General features: G+C 74.6%; 17 protein-coding genes and 1 pseudogene. 16 read left to right on the top strand and 2 right to left on the bottom strand.

Annotation, left to right across the window (positions count from 1 at the left end):
* Window positions 1-31: 31 nt before the first annotated feature.
* Both ITX44_RS06160 and ITX44_RS06155 read left to right on the top strand, forming a co-directional pair.
* A pseudogene (locus ITX44_RS06160) lies at window positions 32-667 on the top strand (UbiX family flavin prenyltransferase); the annotation flags it as partial.
* 157 nt (window positions 668-824) lie between these two features.
* Complete coding sequence (locus ITX44_RS06155; RefSeq protein WP_205356006.1) at window positions 825-1925, top strand: XdhC family protein; 1101 nt, start codon at window positions 825-827, stop codon at window positions 1923-1925.
* 105 nt (window positions 1926-2030) lie between these two features.
* Here the strand turns inward: ITX44_RS06155 and pdxR are convergent, their stop codons facing one another.
* Window positions 2031-3575 carry a MocR-like pyridoxine biosynthesis transcription factor PdxR gene (gene pdxR / locus ITX44_RS06150; RefSeq protein WP_205356005.1) on the bottom strand — a complete coding sequence of 515 codons (1545 nt, stop codon included), beginning with the start codon at window positions 3573-3575 and terminating at the stop codon, window positions 2031-2033.
* A gap of 28 nt (window positions 3576-3603) precedes the next feature.
* Between pdxR and ITX44_RS06145 the strand changes: the two genes are divergently transcribed.
* Window positions 3604-4458, top strand: coding sequence for an L-histidine N(alpha)-methyltransferase (locus ITX44_RS06145; RefSeq protein WP_307795122.1), 855 nt, complete (start codon window positions 3604-3606; stop codon window positions 4456-4458).
* A gap of 175 nt (window positions 4459-4633) precedes the next feature.
* Here ITX44_RS06145 and ITX44_RS06140 read toward each other — a convergent pair whose 3' ends face one another.
* Window positions 4634-6022 (bottom strand): MFS transporter, encoded by a 1389-nt coding sequence (locus ITX44_RS06140; protein WP_205356003.1) that lies wholly within the window; start codon window positions 6020-6022, stop codon window positions 4634-4636.
* A 301-nt stretch (window positions 6023-6323) separates the two neighbouring features.
* Here ITX44_RS06140 and ITX44_RS06135 point away from each other — a divergent pair, with 301 nt between their 5' ends.
* The 13 genes from ITX44_RS06135 to ITX44_RS06075 all read left to right on the top strand — a co-directional run bounded on the left by ITX44_RS06135 (window position 6324) and on the right by ITX44_RS06075 (window position 22319).
* Complete coding sequence (locus ITX44_RS06135) at window positions 6324-7490, top strand: helix-turn-helix transcriptional regulator (protein WP_205356002.1); 1167 nt, start codon at window positions 6324-6326, stop codon at window positions 7488-7490.
* A gap of 545 nt (window positions 7491-8035) precedes the next feature.
* Window positions 8036-9703, top strand: a complete 1668-nt coding sequence (locus tag ITX44_RS06130) for a peptide ABC transporter substrate-binding protein (RefSeq protein WP_205356001.1) — start codon at window positions 8036-8038, stop codon at window positions 9701-9703.
* Between the two features lie 8 nt (window positions 9704-9711).
* Window positions 9712-11046: a lysine N(6)-hydroxylase/L-ornithine N(5)-oxygenase family protein gene (locus ITX44_RS06125; RefSeq protein WP_205356000.1), complete on the top strand. Its 1335-nt coding sequence runs from the start codon at window positions 9712-9714 to the stop codon at window positions 11044-11046.
* 85 nt (window positions 11047-11131) lie between these two features.
* Window positions 11132-12496: a diaminobutyrate--2-oxoglutarate transaminase family protein gene (locus tag ITX44_RS06120; protein ID WP_205355999.1), complete on the top strand. Its 1365-nt coding sequence runs from the start codon at window positions 11132-11134 to the stop codon at window positions 12494-12496.
* An 87-nt stretch (window positions 12497-12583) separates the two neighbouring features.
* Window positions 12584-14038, top strand: a complete 1455-nt coding sequence (locus ITX44_RS06115) for a SidA/IucD/PvdA family monooxygenase (RefSeq protein WP_205355998.1) — start codon at window positions 12584-12586, stop codon at window positions 14036-14038.
* Window positions 14039-14111: 73 nt separating this feature from the next.
* The gene (locus tag ITX44_RS06110; protein ID WP_205355997.1) at window positions 14112-14573 is read left to right on the top strand and encodes a cupin domain-containing protein; all 462 of its coding nucleotides are present in this window, start codon (window positions 14112-14114) and stop codon (window positions 14571-14573) included.
* Complete coding sequence (locus ITX44_RS06105) at window positions 14570-15733, top strand: NAD(P)/FAD-dependent oxidoreductase (protein ID WP_205355996.1); 1164 nt, start codon at window positions 14570-14572, stop codon at window positions 15731-15733. The genes ITX44_RS06110 and ITX44_RS06105 overlap by 4 nt, the downstream gene beginning before the upstream one ends.
* Entirely contained in the window at window positions 15720-16511 is a 792-nt protein-coding gene (epsC, locus tag ITX44_RS06100) for a serine O-acetyltransferase EpsC (protein ID WP_236060144.1), read from the top strand. Before ITX44_RS06105 ends, epsC begins: the two co-directional genes overlap by 14 nt.
* On the top strand, window positions 16508-18196 hold the full coding sequence (locus ITX44_RS06095; RefSeq protein ID WP_205355995.1) for a class I tRNA ligase family protein: 1689 nt from the start codon (window positions 16508-16510) through the stop codon (window positions 18194-18196). Before epsC ends, ITX44_RS06095 begins: the two co-directional genes overlap by 4 nt.
* Window positions 18193-19875, top strand: coding sequence for a hypothetical protein (locus tag ITX44_RS06090; RefSeq protein WP_205355994.1), 1683 nt, complete (start codon window positions 18193-18195; stop codon window positions 19873-19875). Before ITX44_RS06095 ends, ITX44_RS06090 begins: the two co-directional genes overlap by 4 nt.
* Window positions 19876-19930: 55 nt before the next feature.
* On the top strand, window positions 19931-20464 hold the full coding sequence (locus ITX44_RS06085; protein WP_205355993.1) for a DinB family protein: 534 nt from the start codon (window positions 19931-19933) through the stop codon (window positions 20462-20464).
* Window positions 20465-20526: 62 nt separating this feature from the next.
* On the top strand, window positions 20527-20964 hold the full coding sequence (locus ITX44_RS06080) for a rhodanese-like domain-containing protein (RefSeq protein ID WP_205355992.1): 438 nt from the start codon (window positions 20527-20529) through the stop codon (window positions 20962-20964).
* A 116-nt stretch (window positions 20965-21080) separates the two neighbouring features.
* The gene (locus ITX44_RS06075; RefSeq protein ID WP_205355991.1) at window positions 21081-22319 is read left to right on the top strand and encodes an ATP-grasp domain-containing protein; all 1239 of its coding nucleotides are present in this window, start codon (window positions 21081-21083) and stop codon (window positions 22317-22319) included.
* The last annotated feature ends 10 nt before the right edge of the window (window positions 22320-22329 follow it).

The following is a 22329-nucleotide window of genomic DNA, read 5'->3' as shown; positions in this document are numbered from 1 at the left end:
AGCCTGGTCCCAGCTCATCGAAAGGTTCCTCATGGATCACCACATCACACCACGGGTGCCCTGGGTCATCGGTATCACGGGAGCCAGCGGGACGCCGTACGCGGCGGCGGTCGTCAGGGCGCTGCTCGACGCGGGCGAGGCGATCGACCTGGTGGTCAGCCGGGCGGCCCGGCTGACCATGGCCGACGAGACCGGCCGGTCCTTCCGGGAGGTCCAGTGGCGGCCCGACGTACGGGAGTTCATCGGCCGCGACCCGGGCGACATGCGGGTCTGGCGGCCGGAGGACTTCGCGGCCGGGCCGGCCTCCGGCACGTACCGGACCCGCGGCATGGTGATCGTGCCCGCCACGACCGCGGTGGTCGCGGGCGTGGCGACCGGCATGAGCAAGGACCTGGTGCAGCGCGCCGCCGACGTGACGCTGAAGGAGCGCAGGCCCCTGGTGCTGGTGGTGCGCGAGACGCCGCTGCGCCGCGTCGCCCTGCAGCAGATGGCCGACCTCAGCGGCGAGGGCGCCGTCGTCCTGCCGGCCTCCCCCGGCTTCTACGCGGGAGCGCAGGACGTACAGCGGCTGGTGGACTTCGTGGCGGCCAAGGTCCTCGATGTCGTCGGCGTGCCGCACACCCTCACGCAGCGGTGGCAGGGCCGGCTCGGCGCGGGACGTGCAGCGCCGCCCGGGGGCGGCCCGACGGTGGAAGCGGCGCAGTCTCCCGCCGGGGACGGGGAATCGGCGTCGGACGGCCCATCTGGCCAGTACGAGAGCCGCGTCCGGTCGGACGGGCAGGCGGCGGACGGGCAGGAGGCGGTCCGTGAGGAGGTGCGGGCCGGTGCGTGAGATCCTCCCCCGGGTGCGCGACTGGCTGTGCGACGGCACTCCCTTCGCGATGGTCACCGTGATCGGCGTGCGCGGCAGCGCCCCGCGGCAGCCCGGCGCCGCCATGGCGGTCGGCGCCGACGGGCAGGTGGCCGGCAGCGTCTCCGGCGGCTGCGTGGAGAGCGCGGCGTACGAGGCCGCGACCGAGGCGCTGGCCACCGGCGAGGCCGCGCTGCACACCTACGGCGTGAGCGACGACGACGCCTTCGCCGTCGGCCTGACCTGCGGCGGCACCCTCACCGTGCTCGTCCGGCCGTTCACCGAGCCGGCGGCGCGGGCCGTGCTGCTGAACCTGGTCGAGGCCATCGGCCGCAGTGAGCCCGTCGCGGCCGTCACCGTGGCGGGCGGCAGCGGCCCGCTGGGCGCGCTGCGCCTGGTGCGGCCTGGCCGGGCCGACGGCACGCTCGGCGCAGCGGGGCTCGACCGGGCCGCGGCGGACGACGCGCGCGGCTTGCTCGCCCAGGGCACGGCCGCGCTGCACCACTACGGGCGGCACGGCGAGCGGCGCATGGACGAGGTCTCGGTCTTCATCGAGGCGTTCACCCCGCCCGCCCGCATGCTGATCTTCGGCGCGATCGACTACGCCGCCGCGACCGCCCGCATGGGCGCGTTCCTCGGCTACCGGGTGACCGTCTGCGACGCCCGCCCCGCCTTCGCCACACTCCAGCGCTTCCCGACCGCCCACGAGGTGGTCCGCGCGTGGCCGCACGAGTACCTGGCCGGTACCGAGGTCGACGAGCGGACCGTCATCTGCGTCCTGACGCACGACCCGAAGTTCGACGTCCCGCTGCTGCACGCGGCACTGCGCACCCACGCCGGGTACATCGGCGTCATGGGCAGCCGGCGCACCCACGACGACCGCACCGCTCGGCTGCGCGCCGAGGGCGTCGGCGACGCGGATCTGGCCCGGCTGGCCTCCCCGATCGGACTCGACCTGGGCGCGCGCACCCCGGAGGAGACGGCGGTGTCCATCGCCGCCGAGATCGTCAGGTCACGGTGGGGCGGGAGCGGCCGTCCCCTCACCGAGCTGACCGGTGACATCCACCGGCCATAGGTACCGGCGGCAGCAGCGGGCGCCTCGCGCAAGGCACCTGACATGAGCAACCTGAATCACCCGCGGTGGGTGATCGGCGGCAGGCACCGGCCCCGTCGGCCCGCCTCACGCCCGGGAGTCCGCGCCCGCCGTCACAGCCGCGCCCCACAACTCCCGTACGGCGTCCGCGATAGCCGCCACGCCCTCATGGATCTGCGTGCCGGTGGCGGCGGCGTAGCCGAGGACGAGGCCGGGCGGCAGGGGGCGCTGGGCGTGCCAGGACAGGGGCTGGACCTTCACCCCGCGGGCCAGGGCGGCTGCGGCGAGCTCGCGGTCGGCGAGGCGGGCCGGGTCCGCGTCGGGAGTGCCGGGCCCTTCGAAGGTGACCGTCAGGTGGAGGCCCGCTGCCGCGCCGTGCACGGTGGCCCCGGGCAGGTACGTGCGGATCGCCGCGATCATGGTGTCGCGCCGCCGGCGGTGCCGGGTGCGCAACAGCCGCAGGTGGGCGTCGAGTTCGCCCGACTCCATCAGACGGGCCAGGACGAGCTGGGGCAGGGCGGAGTTGCCGAGGTCGGCGTAGCGCTTGGCGGCGAACAGGGCGTCGAAGTGGCGGGGCGGCGGGAGCAGCCAGCCGATGCGCAGGGCGGGCGCGAGGAGTTTGGAGACGCTGCCGGCGTAGCAGACGTGTTCGGCGAGCAGGGCGCGCAGCGCGGGCACCGGCGGGCGGTCGTAGCGGTGCTCGGAGTCGTAGTCGTCCTCGATCACGAGGCCGCCGTCGCGGGCCCAGCCGAGCAGGTCACGGCGGCGCTCTCCGCTGAGCACGACGCCGGTGGGGAACTGGTGGGCCGGGGTGAGCAGGACCGCCCGGGCGCCGGTGGCCCGCAGGGCGTCGACCCGCAGGCCGGCGGCGTCGACCGGGACCGGCGGGGTGCGCAGCCCGGTGCCGGCCACATGCTGGCGGGTGCCGAGCGAGCCGGGGTCCTCCACGGCCACCGCGTCGGTGCCGTCGGCGCGCAGCACCCGCCCGAGCAGGGTCAGCGCCTGGGCCGTACCGGCGACGACGAGGATGCCGGCGGGGTCGGCGACGATGCCGCGGTTGCGGGCGAGCCAGCCGGCGACGGCCGTGCGGAGGGCGGGGGCGCCGCGCGCGTCGGCGTAGCCGAGGCCGACGGCCGGCAGGTCCCGCAGGACGGCGCGTTCGGCGCGCAGCCAGGCCGCGCGCGGGAAGGCGGTGAGGTCGGGCGTGCCGGGCGACAGGTCGATCCGGGCCGGGGCCGCCCGCAGCAGGTCGAAGGCGTCCGGGCCGGGCGGTGCGCCAAAGGGGGGCGTGGCGACGCCCGGTGGCGCGGCGGGGGCCGGGGCGCGGGTGCCGACGGGCGCGGCCACGACCACCGTTCCGTTGCGGCCGCGCCCCGCGACATGCCCTTCCTCGGCCAGCCGCCGGTACGCCTCGGTGACCACACCCCGCGAGACGTGCAGGTCGGCCGCAAGCGTGCGGGTGGCGGGCAGCCGGCTGCCGAGCGGCAGGCGGCCGTCGCCGATCGCGTCCCGTATCCGCCCGGCCAGCCAGTCGGCGCGTCCGCCGGCCGGGGCGTCGCCGATGCTCAGGTGGAGGAAATCCGAACCGCCCCCTTTGGACCTGTGCGAGCCCTGCCCGTTGGACCTGTTCACCGGTCCATTGTGGCAGCAGGCTCGGGGTGTGGACACGACGACGAAGGCAGGCACGGAACAGCGGCGGGCAGCCGGTTACGTGCACGGGTACTCGACGGGCGAGGCGCGCCGGCTGGGTGAACAGGCCGACACGCTGGCCGCGTTGCTGCACGCGGGCACCCGGTATCCGGCGGGCAGCAGGGTGCTGGAGGCCGGCTGCGGGGTGGGCGCGCAGACGGTGCACCTGGTGGCGGCCAGCCCCGGCGCGCAGTTCGTCGCTCTCGACGTCTCCGCGGACTCGCTGGCGCGAGCCCGGTCCCGGGTGGCCGCGCAGGCGCCGGGGGCGCGGGTGGAGTGGGTGCACGGCGACCTGTTCCGGCTGCCGTTCCCGGACGACTCCTTCGACCACGTCTTCGTGTGCTTCGTGCTGGAACACCTGGCGGACCCGGTGCGGGCGCTGCGGGAGGTGCGCCGGGTGCTCCGGCCGGCCGGCACCATGACGGTGATCGAGGGCGACCACGGCTCGGCCTTCTTCCACCCGGACAGCGCACACGCCCGTGCCGCGATCGGCCACCAGGTCCGGTTGCAGGCCGCGGCGGGCGGTGACGCCCTGCTCGGCCGGCGGCTCCACCCGCTGCTGACCCGGGCCGGATACGCGGACGTCTCCGTCGCTCCCCGCACGGTCTACGCCGACCCGTCCCGCCCGGACCTGGTGGCCGGCTTCACCCGCGGCACCTTCATCCCGATGATCGAGTCCGCCGGGGACCAGGCGGTGGCGGCGGGCCTGACCACGCCGGCCGACTGGGCGCGCGGCATCGCCGACCTGCGGCGGACCGCCGGGCAGGACGGCACCTTCCACTACACCTTCTTCAAGGCGGTCGCGATGCGCCCGGACCGTCCTTGACCGCCGGTCACCCGATCCGGTGGGCGCGGGGCGGCCGGTGGGCCGAACGGGCGATACGGGACCGCGGCGACGCGCGCCGCGCCCGTAGAGTCCGGGGCTGAAGGGCGTCCAAGCCAGAAGTCGAACTCAGGCCGTCATCGGGCGCCCTTCGCCATGGCCCGGGCGATCGGTGCGCTCAGGACACGGTGCCGGCCTCCGCCGAGGCCGTCGCGTCCGGTTCGGCCACGGCCGCCGGCATGGCGCCGTCGCTGTCCGCGCCGTCGCTCTCCCCGGCCAACTGGGCCGCGACGACCGGGTGGTGCCGCACGATCGGGTGGACGGCGAGGCCGACCAGGACGGCGCCGACCGCGAAGACCGGCCAGCCCAGCGTGTGCGGGAGCACCAGCGCGGTGAGCATCGCGGGGGCGGCGATGGACTGCAGGGCGGTGCCGAGCTGGAAGGTCGCCAGGTACTGGGCGCGGCGGTCGGGCCGGGCCAGTTCGTACGAGATGGTCCAGCCGCCGGCCGACTGGAGCAGTTCGGTGCAGGTGACGAGGACGGCCGCGAGGATCGCGAGGAGCACGCCGATCCAGACCGTGTGGATGCGGCCCATCGCCCAGCAGGCGACGGCGAATCCGGCGAGCGCGTAGCCGGCCCAGCGCAACGAGGCGACGGCGCCCGGGAGTTTGTCGGCAGGCCGGGCGAAGCGGGCCTGAAGGACCACCGCCATCACGGTGTTGAGCACGTACAACGGGCCGTACACCCCGATCGGGACCCGGGTGTGGTGGCTGATCCACAGCGGCAGGGCCAGCGGCAGCAGGGTGAGGTGCATGGACAGCAGGCCGTTGAGCACCGCCACGCCCACGTAGCGCGCGTCGTGGGTGAGGGTGGGGCGCCGGGCGGTGGAGGGCGCGGCCACGGTGTCCAGCCGGGTCACGCCGGCGCGCTGGAGCAGCAGGGCACAGATCGCGAAGGAGACGGCGTTGCCGGCGACCAAGGTCGTGAAGCCCCAATTGGAGCTGATCTGAATGCCGGCGGTGGCCACGAGCGCCCCGACGCCGAACCCGACGTTGCGGGCCGCGCGGATCTTGGCAAGAGTGTCCACCCGCTCGGCCGGCGAGACCACGGCGCTCACCACGGCCTGGCTGACCGGTGGCACCGCCGTGTCGGCCAGGCCGATGCAGCAGGCCACGACGGCGAAGAGGGCGAAGCTGTTGGTGACGCAGTAGGCGGCGTAGCCGAGGCCCCGCCACAACTGGAGCCCGACGTAGACGCGTCCGGCCCGGACCTTGTCGGCCAGGATGCCCAGCGGCACCGCGCCCAGCAGCCCGGCGAGTCCGGCCAGCGACAGGCCGAGGCCGACCTGTCCGGCACTCAGGCCGACCACGTTGGTGAAGTACAGGGCGGAGCCGGCGTAGAACATGCCGCTGCCCAGCGAGTCGATGACGGCGATGCCGGCGAGCCGGCGGCCGATCCCGGAGGCCGGCACCAGGGCGTCGGTGACCAGCCGTCCGGCACCGGCCCGCCAGCCCTTGCTCCGCGGTCCGGCTCCGGTGCTGTCCGGGGCTGATGGCTGGGTAGTCATGCTCTCCGTTCGGAGCCGGCGGGACGGACGGGAGCGCTCGCCGTGCCGGGCTTGCCGGTGGCGCGCGGGCAGCCTTGTGACCAGCGGGGCCCCTGTGAGCATGATGGGCAATTTCGGCTCGAAGAGCCAGAGCCGGGGGCGTCTGATAGTAGACATGTCCCGAACGAGACAGGCCTGGGCCGCATCCGGCGAACGGACCGTGTACGGACGGACGGGATGTGCCGGACGCGCCCCTGGGGAGGCCTGCTCGTCGAGCCGACGATGTCGACAACAGGGGGACGAAAGCCGGATGGACCACGGGATGGACACAGCGGGAGACAGACACCTGTACCAGGTGCTGTTGAGCGATCCGAACGCCGATCCGCTGGACGTGCAGCGGCAGTCGGGCTACGCCGCGCAGGACATCGAGGCCGCGCTCGGCCGGCTGATGGACCTGGAGGTGGTCGTCCCGGCGGTGGAGCTGGAAGGCCTGGACGCCTTAGGGGGTACGGACCACACGCGCCCGGGTTGGCAGGCGTGCGACGACGGCGAGCCGGCGTCGGCCACGGGCCTGCCGCGCAGCCGCCCGTGGCTGACGGCCGCCTCGCCCAGGGTCAGCCTGATGCACCTGATCGACCAGAACGAGGCGGAGCTGAACACGGCGATGCGCCGGATCCGCACACTGCGGACCACGATGGCGGCGATCGTCGCCGAGTACGACGCCCTGTACGCGCGGGAGGCCGGGGGCGGCAACGCCACGGTGGTGCTGGGCCGGGAGCGGATCGACGCCTTGCTGCTGGAGGCGGGGCGGGGGGCGCGCCGGGAGGTGGTCAGCATGCACCACGCGGTGCCGGTGACGGCGGGCATGCTGGCGCGGCCCGGGGCAGGGCGCGCTGACGCCGGGCAGCCGGCCGCCCGGGTGATCCACCTGATGTCCACCGCCCGCACGCCGCAGGGGCTGACCAACCTCCAGGAGCTGGCCGAAACCGGCGCCGACGTCCGGCTGATGGCGCACACGCCGTTCCGGCTGCTGGTGGCGGACTCCTCGCTGGCGGTGGTGGAACGCCTCGTGCCGCGCGCGCAGCCCGCCGCGGTGGTGCTGCGCGGCCGGGAATTGGGTGAGGCGCTGCGCGAGGTCTTCGACTTCTGCTGGCTGTCGGCCGCTCCCCTCGCCGAGCACCGGGCGCAGGCCGAGGCGACCGCACTCGAGCAGCGGCGCGGCGCCGGCGACCCGGCCGAGCGGCCCGAGCGGGCCGAACGGTCCGTCCCGGCCGCCGTGGACCGGCGCGGGGCGCCCCGGCTGACCGAGCAGCAGCGGGCGGTGCTGCGGATGCTCACCGACGGCATGAAGGACGAGGCCATCGCCCGGAGCCTTGGCATCTCGGTCCGCACCCTGGGCCGCCTGATCGGCGGCCTGATGGCGGATCTGCGGGTGACCAGTCGCTACCAGTTGGGCGTCCGCGCATCGGTGCTGGGCTGGGTGCACTGATCCGGGTGCGCTGGGATCCGGGCGCACGAGATCCGGGTGCGCTGGGATCCGGGAGCGCTGGGATCCGGAAGCGCTGATCGGGCCGCGCCGGTCCGGGTGCGCTGGTCCGGTGCACTTGACGGGCCGGCGCGGCGGGCGGCGAACGGGCGGCCGGGAGCGCCGACCGGGCGGGAGCGCCGGGTGGCGCCGGTCACGTCGGACCGCGGCGGGCGGCCGCACGCGGGCCGGCCGGCGCGGGCCGCGTGCCTGGTCGGCGTCCTGCCCGGGCCCGGCGGCCCCCCGGACGGGTGTGGTGGCCAGGTGTTGCCACGACTGGCATCGGACAGCGGAAGCGCTTTACTCCCCATCTGCTCGTCTTGCAGGATCGACAGCGCCGTAAGCCCTGCAGGCCACTGACGTCCTGTACCGGGCAAGGGCAGTTCTGCCGCCTCGTGCCGGACGGCCGCACCCCGGTGCGGTCCGGCAGTTCTGCCGGGCGGCGACACAAATCCATCCCACGCAGTTTTCCTCGCCGGTGACACCCGGTGCCGGTTCGCCGTGCCCGCGTGTCCGCAGCTCAGGAGTTCTTCGGCATGCCCTCACCACTCGCACCGCAGGAGCGCGGCGGCTCGCCCGGACACAGCGGTCCGGCGGTCTTCCGGCTGGCGCTGACCGAGCCGACGGCGATCGATCCGTACCGCTCGCAGGAGGTCGAGGGGATCCTGGTCACCAAGGCGCTGTTCGTCGGTCTGCTGACCGTGGACGGCGAGGGGCGGCTGGAGCCGGCCGTCGCGCACCGCTGGGACTGCACGGACGACGGTCTGACCTGGACCTTCTCCTTGCGCACCGACGTCCGGTTCAGCAACGGCGAACCGGTGGACGCCGACAGCTTCCGCCGGGCGTGGAGCCGGGCCTGCGATCCGGTGGCCGGGTCGGAGACGACGTACCACCTGGCGGGCGTCGAGGGCTGCGCGGACGCGGTGGCCGGGCGGACGCCGGAGCTGTCCGGGGTGCTGGCCCCGGATCCGGCGACGCTGGTGGTGCGGCTGACGGCACCGGACTTCGAGTTCGACAAGAAGACGCTCCAGCCGGTCTTCAGCCCGGTGCCGCGGGTGGCCGGCGGCGCGCTCGACCCCGTCTTCAACGACGAGCCGGTCGGCAACGGGCCGTTCCGGCTGGACGGGCCGTGGCGGCACCACGAGGGCATCCGACTGGTGCGCAACGAGCACTGGTTCGGCGAGCCGCCGGCCCTCGACGTCGTCGAGATCACCCTGCTCGACCCGGCGGACGCGGTGGAACGGGAGTACCAGGGCTTCCTGGACGGCCGGTTCGACTTCGCCCGCATCCCCCCGCAGAACCTGGCCGAGGCCGCCCGGTCGCACCCGGACGGGTTCCTGGAACAGGACCTGGCCGGCGTGAACTACCTGCTGCCGTTCCTCATGGGGCCGCCGATGGACCGGCGGGCCGCCCGCGAGGCCGTGTCCTGGGCGATCGACCGCGACGCGATCATCGCGGAGGTCTTCGGCGGCTACCGCACCCGCGCCGCGTCCCTGGTCCCGCCCTCGCTGCCCGGCGCACATCAGCCGGACCTGGCGCCCAGTTGTGTCCGGCACGATCCGGAACTGGCCCGCAAGTGCGCGGCGGAGGCGGGTCTTTCGCCGGGCACGGCGCTGGACCTGGCGTACAACACCGGCGCCGGCCACGAGCCGTGGATCGAGGCGGTGGCAAGGCAACTGCGCACGGTCCTCGGACTGGACGTGCGCACCCACGCCATGACGCCGCGTCAGCTCGTGGAGTACCGGACCGGACCGGACGCCCGCGGGCTGTGCCGGGCGGCCTGGGCGTTCGACTACCCCACGCCCGACAATGTGCTCTTCCCGCTGCTCCACTCCTCCTGCACCCGCCCGGACGCCGACGGCGTCGCGCACGGCGACAACGAGGGCCGGTACGTCAATCCGGCCTTCGACGCCGCGCTGGAGCGGGCCCGCGGCAGCCGGGACGCCGCCGAACGCGACCGCTGGTTCCGCGAGGCGGAGCGGATCGCCGTGGCGGAGGACCTGGCGATCGTCCCGCTGTGGTTCCGCACCCACCACCGGGTCTTCGACGCCGAAGCCTTCACCGGGGTGCGCCTGGACTTCTACGGCAATCCGACCCTCCCGCACATACGTCCCGTGTCCGCGCCGCCCGCCCATGAAGACGCGGCGGCCGGAGCCGGCCCGCTGGAAGGAAAGTGACTCGAGCCATGCCCGTTCCGCATCAGCAGACCACCCCGGACGAGGACGAGCCGTACGACGTGCTCGGCATCGGCTTCGGCCCGGCCAATCTCGCCCTCGCCATCGCCCTGGAGGAGGCCGACCCGGGACTGCGCGCCCACTTCCTCGAAGGCCGCCAGGACCCGGTGTGGCAGGGCGGGATGATGCTGGAGGGCTCCAACATCCAGAACCACCCCTCCCGGGACCTGGTCACCCTGCGCAACCCGCGCAGCCGCTACAGCTTCCTCAACTACCTGTACGAGGAGGACCGGCTGCTGGAGCACCTGAACGTGGCGGCCGAGTTCCCGCTGCGCAAGGAGTACGCGCAGTACGTGTCCTGGGTCACCCGGCACTTCGACCACCTGGTGGAGTACGGGCAGCGGGTCGCCGACGTCGAGGTCGCCGAGCACCGCGGCGAGCCGGTGTTCGCGGTCACCACCGAGCAGGGGGCGCGCCGCACCGGGCGGTCCCTGGTGGTGGGCCCGGGCCGCACCCCTTACGTCCCGGCGCCGTTCGACACCATGTCCTCGCCGCGGGTGTTCCACCTGACGCAGTATCTGTACCGGCTGCGGGAGCTGGAGCAGGCGCCGGCCCGGATCGCGGTGATCGGCGGCAGCCAGAGCGCTGTCGAACTCACCCTGGACCTGTCCCGGCGCTTCCCGCAGGCCCGAGTGGTGGACCTGGTCCGCTCCTTCTCGCTGCGGCTGAAGGACACCAGCCCGTTCAGCGAGGAGGGCTACTTCCCCGGCTTCACCGACTACTACTACCGGGCAAGCCGGGCCAGCAAGCGCGAACTGGACGCGTACATGCGCGCCACCAACTACTCCTCGGCCGACGACGACGTGCTCAAGGAGCTGTACCTGCGGATCTACGAGCAGCGGCTGGACGGCGACCAGAAGGTGTTCGTGCAGGGCAACCGGCAGGTGATCGCCGCCGAGGACGACGGGCGCGAGGTCACGCTGCGGATCCGTGAGACGCACACCGGCGAGCTGACCGAGGAGGCGTTCGACCTGGTCGTGATCGCCACCGGCTTCCGGGACCTGGGGCCGCTGCCGCACCAGGAGGCCTACCCGCCGCTGCTGGCGGGCGTGGCCGGCCGGCTGCGCTTCGACGAGGACGGGCATCTGGCGGTGAACGTCGACTACAGCCTGGAGTCCGACGTCCCCGGCGGCATGCCGCCGCTGTTCCTGAACGGCCTGTGCGAGTCCAGCCACGGCATCGGCGACGCCGGCTCGTTCAGCCTGCTCTCGCTGCGCGCCGACGTGATCCGTACCGGTCTGCGCGACCGGCTGGCCGCCCGCGCCACGGCGTCCGTCGCCGTCTGACGGCCGGCCGCCACCCCTCCCCCCACTTCCCACTCGACCCGGATCCCGGCGCGCGCCGGATCCCTCCTTCCATGGATCGGACAGGATGAACACGCACAGTGCTCCCGTGGTGCGCACCGCCGTACCGGGGCCGCTCAGCCAGAAGTACCTGGCGCGGCAGGCGAGTTCGGAGTCGAACGCGCGCAGCTATCCGCGCTGGCTGCCCATCGCGGTGGAGCGCGCCCAGGGTCCCTGGATCGAGGACGCGGACGGCAACGTCTTCCTCGACGCCCTGACCGGAGCCGGCGTGCTCTCGCTCGGCCACAACCACCCGGTGGTGGCCGAGGCGGTGCGCCGCCAGCTCGACACCTTCGTGCACGGCCTGGACCTGCCCACACCGGCGAAGGCGGAGTTCACCGAACGCCACCTGGCGATGCTGCCGCCGGGCCTGCGCGACCGGATGCGGATGCACTTCTGCGGTCCCACCGGCGCCAACGGCGTCGAGGCGGCCATCAAGCTGTGCAAGATCGCGACCGGCCGCAGCGAGGTCGTCTCCTTCCAGGGTGCCTTCCACGGCAGCACCGCCGCGGCGATGGCGCTGACCGGGAACACCGAGACGAAGGGCAAGGTCGGCGGCGCGCTGCCGGGCGTGCACTTCTTCCCCTTCTCCTCCTGCGCGCGCTGCCCGCTGGGGCTGCGGCCGGAGACCTGCGAGACCAACTGCGCGACCTACCTGGAGCGGGTGCTGACCGACCCGAACGGCGGCGTCACCCGGCCCGCCGCGGTGATCATGGAGATGGTGCAGGGCGAGGGCGGCGTCGTGCCGGCCACCGCGCAGTTCGCCCGCCAGGTGCGGGAGATCACCCGGAAGCTGGACATCCCGCTGATCGTGGACGAGGTGCAGACCGGCTGCGGCCGCACCGGCACCTGGTTCGCCTTCGAGCAGTACGGCATCGAGCCGGACGTGGTGGTCGCCTCCAAGGCGCTCAGCGGCATCGGCCTGCCGGTGTCGGTGCTGATGTACGACCAGGCGCTGGACGTGTGGGAGCCGGGCGCGCACATCGGCACCTTCCGCGGCAACCAGCTCGCCTTCGCCGCCGGTGTGGCCGCCCTCGACGTGATCCGCGAGGAGCGGGTGCTGGAGAACGTGCGCGAGCGCGGGGCCCAGCTGGCGGAGCTGCTGCCGGCCCTGGCCGGGCGGCACCGCTGGATCAACGACGTGCGCGGACTCGGGCTGATGTGGGGCATCGAGCTGGCCGACCCGGACGCCGGACCGGACGCGACCTCGCAGACCGTCACGGCGATGGCCCGGGCGGTGCAGCGCGAGGCCCTGCAGCGCGGCCTGATCTGCGAGGTGGGCGGGCGCGACGACACCGTCGTACGGCTGCTGCCGCCGCTGAACGTGACCGAGGAGCAGATCGGGTTCGTCGTGGACATCCTCGACCGGGCCTTCACCGAGGCGGCCGGGTGAGTCCGGCTCCCGCCCGCCGGGGCCGGCGGGGGCGCGCCGCGCCCGGTACCGGCCCGACCGTACATCCGCGCACCGCAGGAGGAACCCATGAGCGCTGACATCCGCTCCGGCCGTCCCGACGGGTCCGATCCGGACGGTCCGACAGCCCGGCTCGGTACGGCCGATCCGGTCGACCTGGTCGGAGTCGGCTACGGCCCGGCCGCCCTGGCGGTGGCCACGGCGCTGGACGACGCCGCGGAGGAGGCCGCCTGCGCCCGGCACGGCGCGGCGGTCGGCCCGCAGCCGACCGCGCTGTTCCTGGAGCGCGCGAAGTCCTCCGCCTGGCAGCCGGACATGCTGCTGCCCGGCACCGACATCCAGCACCACTTCCTGCGCGACCTGGCCGGGCCGCGCAACCCGCGCAGCCGCTTCACCTTCCCCAACTACCTGAAGGAAGTGGGCCGGCTCTACCCCTTCACGCTGCTGGGCGGCTACGTCAGCCGGCAGGAGTGGTCGGCGTACGTGGAGTGGGTCGCGACCTCGCTCGACCAGCCGGTGCGCTACCGGCAGGAGGTGCTGGAGGTGGCGCCGGTGACCGACGACGACGGGGTGGTGCGTACCGCCCGCGTGGTCGCCCGGGACACCGCGACCGGCGCCACGGCCACCCACCTGGCCCGCAACGTGCTGGTCTCCACCGGTCACCAGCCGTACGTGCCGGAGCTGTTCGCCGACGTGCTCGGCGAGCGGGTGTTCCACTCCTCGGGGTACCTGGCGCACCTGCGGTCGCTGCCCCGGGAGGCGAACCTGCGGATCGCGGTGGTCGGCGCGGGCCAGAACGCCGGCGAGGCGCTGCTGCACCTGGCGTCCGCCTACCCGCAGGCCCGGATCACCTCACTGGCCCGCAACTCCGGCTTCCGGCTGTACAACCTGGGCCACTTCAGCAACGAGGCGTACTTCCCGGGCGAGGTCGACTACTTCTACGCCCTGGACCGCGGCCAGCGCGAGTCGGTGTTCGCCGAGGTGCACTCCACCAACTACGCGGGCGTGGACCCGGACGTGAGCACCGGGCTGTACCAGCTCGCCTACGAGGACCGGCACTTCGGTCCCGGCCGGCTGGACTTCCGCCGCCGGGTGTCGGTCGAGGCCTGTGAGCCCACCCCCTCCGGGGCCTACAAGCTGACGACCCGTCAGGTGCACAGCGGCGCGGTCGAGGAGCTGGAGGCGGACGTCGTGGTGCTGTGCACCGGTTTCCGCGAGCCGCGCTTCCCCGCGCTGCTGGAGCCGCTGCGCCGGCACGTCCGGTTCGACGAGTACGGCGACCCGCTGGTCACCCGGGCCTTCCGGCTGGAGACCGGACCGGAGTGCACGGTCGGCGTCTACCTCAACGGCATCACCGAGTGGCGGCACGGCATCAACAGCGCGACCTCCTTCAGCACCATCGCCGTGCGTGCCGAGCAGATCCTCACCGACCTGGCGGCGCACCGTACCGAGGACACGCCCGGCCGCGCACGGCCGGTCCGCCCGGCGCCCGAGCCCGAGCCCGTGGCGCCCCTGCCCCGCTGAACCGGCCGAACCCGGCCATTACCGGCCCCCCGGCCACCCCCGGCCGACCCGCCGCGACGAAGGAGCCTTCCGCATGCACGCCTTCTCCTGGAAGCACGACGAGCTGGTGCACGAGCCCGCCTACAACACCCACGCACGCCGGATCTTCCCGTTCCCGGGCGTGGAGGAGCCGTTCTGGGGCGGCGCATGGGTAGCGGTCGATCCCGGCGAGACGATCACCCCGCACGCCCACGACGAGAAGGAGATCTTCTTCATCGTGACGGGCCAGGGCCGCTGGCGCCTGGGCGACGAGGTGCGCGAGGTCGGCTACGGCGACACGCTGTACATGACGCCCTTCGTCGAGCACGACCTGACCAACACCGGCACCGAGCGGCTGGTGTTCGTGAGCATCTGGTGGGGCGGCGCGGAGGCCGTGGCCAAGGAGCGCGCCCAGTGGGCCGAGCGGCTCGGCGTCGCGCCGGAGCAGCCGGAGCAGCCGGAGCAGCCGGAGCAGGCAGAGCCCACCGAAGCCGCCGCCGCGGAGGGCACGCGGTGACCGACGGGCAGCCGTACGACGCGATCGTCGTCGGGGGCGGCGTGGTGGGCGCGTCGCTGGCGCACCACCTGATGCTGCGCGGCCTGCGCCGGGTGCTGGTCTGCGAGCAGGGCCGGTTCCCCGGGGCCGGCGCGACCTCCCGCTCCGGCGGGCTGCTGCGCCAGCACCACACCACGCACGCCGACACCCGCCTGGCCGTCCAGGGCCTGCGCGCCTACCAGGACTGGGCGGAGCGGGTGGGCGGTGACTGCGGCTACCGGCGCACCGGCTTCGCTATGGTCGTGGCGGAGAGCTACGCGGACAGCCTGGCCAAGAACACCGCCGCGGTGCAGGAGGCCGGCGGCCGGGCGTATCTGACCGAGGCGGACGAACTGGCCGCCGAGTACCCGGGACTGCGCCTGGACCGGCCGGTCGCGGTCTCCTTCGAGCCGGACGGCGGCTACGCCGACCCCGCCGCCGCGGCGAGCGACCTGCTGGCCTCCGCGCGGCGGCGCGGCGCGGTCCTCGCCGAGGGCGTGCGGGTCACCTCGGTGACGGTCTCCGGCGACCGGGTCACCGGAGTGACCGGCAACCTCGGCGCGTTCAGCGCCCCGCTGGTGTTGCTGGCCGGCGGCGCCTGGTCCCGGGAGCCGGCCGCGACCGCCGGGGTGGACCTGCCGGTCGAGCCGCGCCGCATCGGCATCGCCCGCGGCCGCACCGGCGAGCCCGGGCACGCGCTGCCGGTGTGCATCGACGACACCCTGGGCACGTACTTCCGCCCCGAGGCGGACGGCGGCCTGTGGTTCGGGGTGCCGGCCGATCCGGCGGTGCCGCTGGACGGCTGGCCCACGCCGCTGACCGGCGCCGAGGTCGACGCGGCCCGCCGCAACCTGGCCCCGCGGGTGCCCGCGCTGACCGGCGCGCTGATCGACGGCAGCCGCTCCGGGCTCGACGGCTACACCCCCGACCGGCGCCCGCTGATCGGCCCGGTGGGCCCGGAAGGGCTCTACGCCTGCACCGGCTTCAGCGGCGGCGGCTTCAAGACCGCCCCCGCGGTCGGCGAGCTCGTGGCGGCCGAGGTCACCGGCGGCGCGCCCGAGGAACTGCTGGCCCCCTACCGCCCCGGGCGCTTCGGCGCCGGGACTCCCGCAGGAAGTGACTTCCCCTATGGGCACATGTGACGTGGACGCGTCCGGAGCGCAGGGCGGCGACGCCGGCCCGCGCAGCCGCCGTCCCGGCCGGCGGCTGCGGCTGCTGGTCGCGCGCATGCGGGAGGACCTGGACGTCGTCCTGGACAAGGACCCGGCGGCGCACAGCCGCTGGGAGGTGCTGCTCTACCCGCACATCCACGCGCTGTGGCTGCACCGGGTCGCGCACTGGCTCTACGGGCACCGCCGCACCCTGGCCGCGCGGGCCGTCTCGCTGTACGCGCGGCGGCGCACCGGCGTGGAGATCCACCCCGGTGCCACCATCGGCCGCCGCTTCTTCGTCGACCACGGAGCCGCCGTGGTGATCGGCGAGACGGTCGTGATCGGTGACGACGTGATGCTCTACCACCAGGTCACCCTCGGATCGGTGGGCTGGTGGAAGGACCTGGGACGGGCCTCGGGCGCGCGGCGCCACCCGGTGATCGGCGACCGGGTGGTGATCGGCACCAACGCCAGCGTGCTCGGCCCGATCACGGTCGACGCCGACTGCCTGATCGGGGCGCACGTGGTGCTCACCGACTCGGTGCCGGCCGGTTCCCGGGTGTTCCTGCCGCCCGCGATGGTCCAGCCCCGCTCCGCACGCGCGGCCGCCCCCGGCAATCCCGAGTCGCTGACCGGGCTGACCGAGGAGGCGCCGCAGGAGAACGCGCCCGCCCCGGCCGTACCGCACGCCCCGGCGCCCCCGGCCGCGCCGACCGTCCCGCCCGCCGTCCGCCTCGTCCGTACGACCAAAGGACCGATCCCGCGATGACCACGACCAGGCCCGCCATCATCACCAGCGCCCCACCCAACCCCAACGGCGACCTGCACCTCGGGCACCTCGCCGGGCCGTTCCTCGGCGCGGACGTGCTCGCCCGGCGGCTGCGGCAGGCCGGCCGCGAGGTGCTCTACGTCGGCTACTCCGACGAGCACTCCTGCTACGTCCCGCGCCGCGCCGAGGAGTTGGGGATCACGGCGCACGACGCGGCGCTGCTGTTCGGCAACCGCATGGAGGAGACCCTCTCGCTGGGCGCCATGCACCACGACTGGTTCACCCGGCCGCTGACCGACGACGTGCACACCCGGACCGTCCAGCGCTTCTTCCTGGGCCTGTGGGAGAAGGGCGCGCTGGAGGTCCGCGAACTGCCGGTGTTCCACTGCGGCACCTGCGACCGCTACTTGTACGAGGCCGAGGTGCGCGGCAACTGCCAGTACTGCGGCGACCCTTCGGACGGGGTGTACTGCGAGGCGTGCGGCCTGGCGCAGGACCCGGCGGGGCTGTCCGACCCCAAATGCACCCGTTGCTGGGAGCCTGCGCAGACCCGTACGCTCAAGCGGATCGCCTTCCCGCTCGACGACTACCGGGAGCGGCTGACGGGTTACGTCGCCGCGGCCGGCGCCGCCGCCGAGTGGCGCCCGCGGCTGACCGCATACCTGGAGGGACTGCTGGCCGGACCGCTGCCGCTGACCCCGGTCAGCCGGGAGGCCGACTACGGCATCCCGGTGCCGCTGCCGGGCTGGGAGGGGCACGTGCTCGACACCTGGTTCAGCGGGATCTGGGGATATGTCGCGGGCACCGCGCGGCTGACCGCCGCCCAGGGGCACCCGGACCACTGGGAGGAGCTGTGGGCCGGCGACGGCACGCCGGGCGGCGCCGAGGAGGACAGCGGCGCGGAGATCGTCCACTTCATCGGCTTCGACTGCAGCTTCTCCCACGCGGTGCTGTGGCCCGCACTGCTGATGGCCCACGGCGGGCTGACGCTGCCGACCCAGGTGGTCATCAACGAGTTCTACCGGCTCGAGGGCGAGAAGTTCTCCACCAGCCGCGACCACGCGATCTGGGGCGGGGACTTCCTGCGTACCGTGCCCGCCGACGTGCTGCGCTTCCACCTGTGCCTGACCGGCCCCGAGCGGGAGCAGACCAACTTCGCGATGAAGGAGTTCACCGCGGTCGTGGACGACGTGCTGGTCGGCGGCCTCCAGCGGTGGCTGGACCGGCTGGAGGCGCTGGCCGCCGAGCACGGCGGCACCGTGCCCGCCGACGCCCCGTCGCTGGCCGGCGAGGGCGCGCCCGGCCGTGCGGTGCGGCTGCTCGCCGAGGCCGGACGGGCGCTGGAGCCCGCGGTGTTCAGCCCGCAGGCCGCCACCGCCGCGATCCGCGACGCCGTCCAGGCGCTGGCGGCCGACACGGAGGGCTGGGACGCCCCCGGCGCCGGGAACGGCGTGGTGCTGCGCACCCACCTGGAGCTGCTGGCCCGGCTCGCGGCGACGGCGGCCCCGGTGATGCCCTACTTCGCCGAGAAGGTGTGGCGGGGTCTCGGCCTGGCCTGGGCCGACCCGGTCCGGCGCATCCCGCCGCTCGCCGCGACGGGCGCGGACCGGGTGCTCGCCCCGGGCGCGCGGCTGCCGCTGGGCTTCTCCGAGCTGTTCCGGCCGATCGGAGCGGGGCGCGCGTGACCGTGCCGCTGCGGGAGGGGCTGGCCGTCGCCGAGGGTGTCCTCGGCGCCGGCCTGCTGCTCATGCCGCCGGTGGCCGCCGGGCTCGCCGGCGGCGCCGCGCCCTGGGCATGGGCCTTCACGCTCGGCACGGGAACCCTGTTCTGCCTGGCGATCGGCGCGCTGGCTCTTTCCCGCACCGGCCCCGGGTCGCTGGCCGAGGTCACCGGCCGGGCCCTCGGGCCGCGCGCGGAGGACGCCGTGACGGCGCTGTACCTGGCCGGCTTCACGGTCGGTCAGGCCGCCATCGCGCTCGCCGCGTGGCGGCTGGCCGCCGCGGGACTCGGCACCGGTACGGGCCAGGCGGCGTGGTGGGCGCTGCTCGTGCCGGTCCTGGCGACGGGGTTCGCCGCGCGCGGCGTGCTGCCGCCGGCCGGGTGGCGGCGCGCGCGTCCGGCCGCGGCCTGGCTGCTGGCCGTCGTGCTGTGCGCCGACCCCGCACTGCTGTCCGCCGCCGGCCTGGTGCCCGGCGGCGGTCACCGCTGGTGGGCCGCGGCCTTCCTGCTGCTCTTCGCCGGTGTCGGCTGGGAACGGGTGGCCCGGATCGCCCCCGGCCTCGCCGGCTTACGCCGCACCGCGGCCGCCGTGCTGACCGGCGCGCTGCTCGTGACGGCCGCCTGCCTGGTCCCGGCCCTGTGGCTGCGGGCCGCCCTGCCCCCCTCCCCCGGCGCGCCCGGCCCCGTGACCCGTACCGCCGCGGTCGCCGCGGCGCTGCTCCTCGCCACCTACTGCGCCACGAACATCGAGGCCGCTGGGTCGTTCCTGCTGAGGCTGCGTCACCGGTGGGGCCGGGGCGCCGCTCCGGCGGTCGCGGCGCGGCAGACGGTACCGGAGCGGCAGGCCGTACCGGAGCGGGTGACCGTACCGCGGCCGTCCGGGCCGTCACCCGCGCCGGGGCCGGCCACGCACCACGCCGGGCCGGCCTCGCCGCACGCCGAATCGCTGCCCGCTCTCACCGAACCCGCCCTGCCCTCCGCCCGGACAGCCGTACGTACCACCGGCCCCGCCTCACCGCTCCCCGAAACGCCCACCGCCCCCACCGAACCCGCCGCCACGGCCGCCGGACCCTCCGCCCTATCAGCTGTACGTACTGCCGCACCCACCTCGCCGCTCCCCGAAGCACCCACGACCCCCGCCGTATCCACCCCCGCGACCGCCGGAAGCGCCGCAGCCGCCGCCCTATCGGCTGCACGTACCACCGCACCCACCTCGCCGCTCCCCGAAGCACCCACGACCCCCGCCGAACCCGCCCCCGCGACCGCATTGACCGCCGGGCCTTCCGCCCGGTCAGCCGTACATACCACCGCACCCGCCTCGCCGCTCCCCGAAGCACCCGCGACCCCCACCGAGCCCGCCCCCGCGACCGCCGGAAGCACCGGGCCCTCCGCCCGGCCGGCCGCAGCCGCCGCGCGGGCCACCGTCGGCGTCGGCGTGGCCGTCGGCGTGCTGCTGTGCGGCGCCGGGGCGTTCGGCTGGAGTGTCACCGGGCTGCTCGGCGGGCCGGCCGTCGCGACCTGGGCGGCGTATCTGCTGGGTGGGGCGGCGGCGCTGCGGGCCGGGCCGGCGGCGGCGCGGATACCGGCGGTGCCCGCCGTGGCCGCGCTCGCCGTCTGCGGCATCGCGGCCGTCCTCACGCTCTGACCCCCTGAACCGCACCGACTCCCCCGTACCGACCGAGAAAGAAAAGGACATCCTCGTGATCGAGCCCATCGAGATCCCGGACGCCACCCTGGAGCCGGAGGCGTACAAGCAGGCGCTGCTCGACCTGATCGGCGAGAAGGACCCGCTGGAGGCGCTGAGCGCGACCGCCCCCGAGGTGCGCCGGCTGCTCGGCGACCTGCCGGACGAGATCGTGCACGCCGAGCCGGAGCCCGGCGAGTGGCCGGCCGCCGCCGTGGTGGCCCACCTGTTCGACGTGGACATCGTCTACGGTTTCCGGTGGCGGAAAGTCCTCACCGAGGACGACCCGGTCTACCCCGGCTACGACGAGAAGCTGTGGACCCCCCTGGCCCGGCTGCCCTTCCAGCAGCTCCTGACCGCCTGGGAGGGCCTGCGCGCCTCCAACATCGCGCTGATCGCGGCCACCCCGCGGGAGCTGTGGAGCCGGACCGGCGTACACGGCGAGCAGGGCCCGGAGACGTTCGACGAGATGGTCCGCAAGTCCGCCGCCCACGACCTGGCGCACGTGAACCAGATCGAGCGCGCGATCGAGGCCGTCCGCGCCCGCTGACGGCCCGTCAGGCCGACACGTCAGACCGGCACGCCGGACCGTACGTCACAGGAGATCCGATCATGAGCACCGACCTCGACGCCCTGTTCTCCCCCAAGAGCAAGCTGTTCGACGTCCCGGCCGCCGACCCGTCGGCCGCCACCGCGTTCTTCCTCAGCAAGCTGCACTTCGAGTGCGACCCGTCCGACGTGTGGCACGACCTCCAGCAGGGCATCACCGGCTTCACCGTGCTGGACGTGCGCAGCCGGGAGGCGTACGCGGAGCGCCACGCGGCCGGTGCGGTGAGCCTGCCGCACTGGGAGATCACCCCGGAGAGCGCCGACGGCCTCGGCCTGGACCGGGACACGCTGTATGTCACCTACTGCTGGGGCCCGCACTGCAACGGCGCCACCAAGGGTGCCGCGAAGCTCGCCGCGCTGGGCTACCGCGTCAAGGAGATGATCGGCGGCCTGCCCGGCTGGGAGGCCGAGGGACAGCCCGTCGAGGGCACGTCCGTGTGACCCGCGGGCGGGCGTGCGGGGTCCCGTACGCCCGCCCGGCCAGCACCACCCCACCGACCCACCACCGCCGCACGGCCGCAGCGCCGCACCGGCGGGCCGGCCCCAACAGGAGCACCATGAACCCCGACCGTACGGTGCTGATCATCGGCGGAAAGCTCAAGATCGTCCAGAAGGCCCGGGCGCTCGGCCTGGACGTCGTCCACATCCAGGTCAAGGAGCAGTACGGGCCCGCGCACCAGGAGCTGGTGGCCGGCGCGCTGCTCGGGGACTACACCGACTGGCGGGTGCTGCGCCCGCTGGCCACCGCGGCGCACGAGGCCTGGGGCTTCGCCGCCGCGCTGTCGCTGACCGAGCCGGGCCTGGACCCCACCGGCCGGGTCAACGACCTGCTGGCGCTGGGCGGTACGTCGTACGAGGTCAGCCACCGCTTCACCGACAAGGCGCTGATGCGCGAGCACCTGGCGGCGGCCGGCGTGCCGGGACCGGCGCACGCGCTGCTGCGCGAGCCGGCCGACCTGGCCGCCTTCGGCGCGGCGCACGGCTACCCCTTCATCGTCAAGCCGACCGCGGTGACCGCGAGTTTCGGCGTCATCGAGGTCACCGGCGAGGACAAGCTCGACGCGGTGTGGGCGCGCATCGACGAGCTGCGGCGCGAAGGCGCCAACCAGTGGGCCCGGTTCTTCCCGGTGGGCGACTTCCTCGCCGAGGAGTTCCTGGACGGCCCGGAGTACAGCGTGGAGAGCTTCAGCTTCGCCGGCCGGCACGTGGTGATCGCGGTCACCGAGAAGGCCGTGCTGGGCACCGGCTTTGTCGAGCTGGGGCACGCCCTGCCGGCCCGGCTCGACCCGGCGCTCGAGCAGGCGGTCGTCGAGGCCACGGTGACGTTCCTGGACGCGATGGGGCTGGCCGACGGGCCCGCGCACACCGAGATCAAGCTGACCGCGCGGGGGCCGCGGGTGGTCGAGTCGCACAACCGGGTCGGCGGCGACCGGATCAACGAGATGGTGCACGCCGCCTACGGCATCGACCTCGACACGTACACCATCGGCTGGCCCTTCCGGCTGGTGGAGGAACTGCCGGACCGGCCCGAGCCCAAGCGCGCCGCGGCCACCCGGTTCCTGATCGGCACCCCGGGCAGGGTCACCGAGGTGCGCGGCGTGGAGGAGGTGCGCGCCGATCCGTCGGTCGTCGCCTTCGACTTCGACATCGCGCCGGGCGCCACCGTGAACCCGCTGCGCGGCAACTGGGACCGACTGGGCCAACTGGTGGTCACCGGCGAGGACACCTCGGCCGCGATCGCCACCTGCGAGCGGCTGACCGGCAGCGTCGAGGTCGTCACCGGGGGCAAGGCGTAGATGCGGCTGC

This window comes from Actinacidiphila acididurans (genome assembly GCF_016918855.1).
Classification (GTDB): domain Bacteria; phylum Actinomycetota; class Actinomycetes; order Streptomycetales; family Streptomycetaceae; genus Actinacidiphila; species Actinacidiphila acididurans.
The sequence above is the reverse complement of the archived record's forward strand: the minus strand, read 5'-3'. Positions and strand labels throughout refer to the sequence as shown.

Excerpts from the sequence above, each read along its gene's own strand:
- ITX44_RS06140 (WP_205356003.1), bottom strand. The coding sequence starts at position 6,022 with ATGACTACCCAGCCATCAGCCCCGGACAGCACCGGAGCCGGACCGCGG.
- ITX44_RS06135 (WP_205356002.1), top strand. The coding sequence starts at position 6,324 with ATGGACACAGCGGGAGACAGACACCTGTACCAGGTGCTGTTGAGCGAT.
- ITX44_RS06125 (WP_205356000.1), top strand. The coding sequence starts at position 9,712 with ATGCCCGTTCCGCATCAGCAGACCACCCCGGACGAGGACGAGCCGTAC.
- ITX44_RS06120 (WP_205355999.1), top strand. The coding sequence starts at position 11,132 with ATGAACACGCACAGTGCTCCCGTGGTGCGCACCGCCGTACCGGGGCCG.
- ITX44_RS06115 (WP_205355998.1), top strand. The coding sequence starts at position 12,584 with ATGAGCGCTGACATCCGCTCCGGCCGTCCCGACGGGTCCGATCCGGAC.
- ITX44_RS06110 (WP_205355997.1), top strand. The coding sequence starts at position 14,112 with ATGCACGCCTTCTCCTGGAAGCACGACGAGCTGGTGCACGAGCCCGCC.
- epsC (WP_236060144.1), top strand. The coding sequence starts at position 15,720 with ATGGGCACATGTGACGTGGACGCGTCCGGAGCGCAGGGCGGCGACGCC.
- ITX44_RS06095 (WP_205355995.1), top strand. The coding sequence starts at position 16,508 with ATGACCACGACCAGGCCCGCCATCATCACCAGCGCCCCACCCAACCCC.
- ITX44_RS06080 (WP_205355992.1), top strand. The coding sequence starts at position 20,527 with ATGAGCACCGACCTCGACGCCCTGTTCTCCCCCAAGAGCAAGCTGTTC.
- ITX44_RS06075 (WP_205355991.1), top strand. The coding sequence starts at position 21,081 with ATGAACCCCGACCGTACGGTGCTGATCATCGGCGGAAAGCTCAAGATC.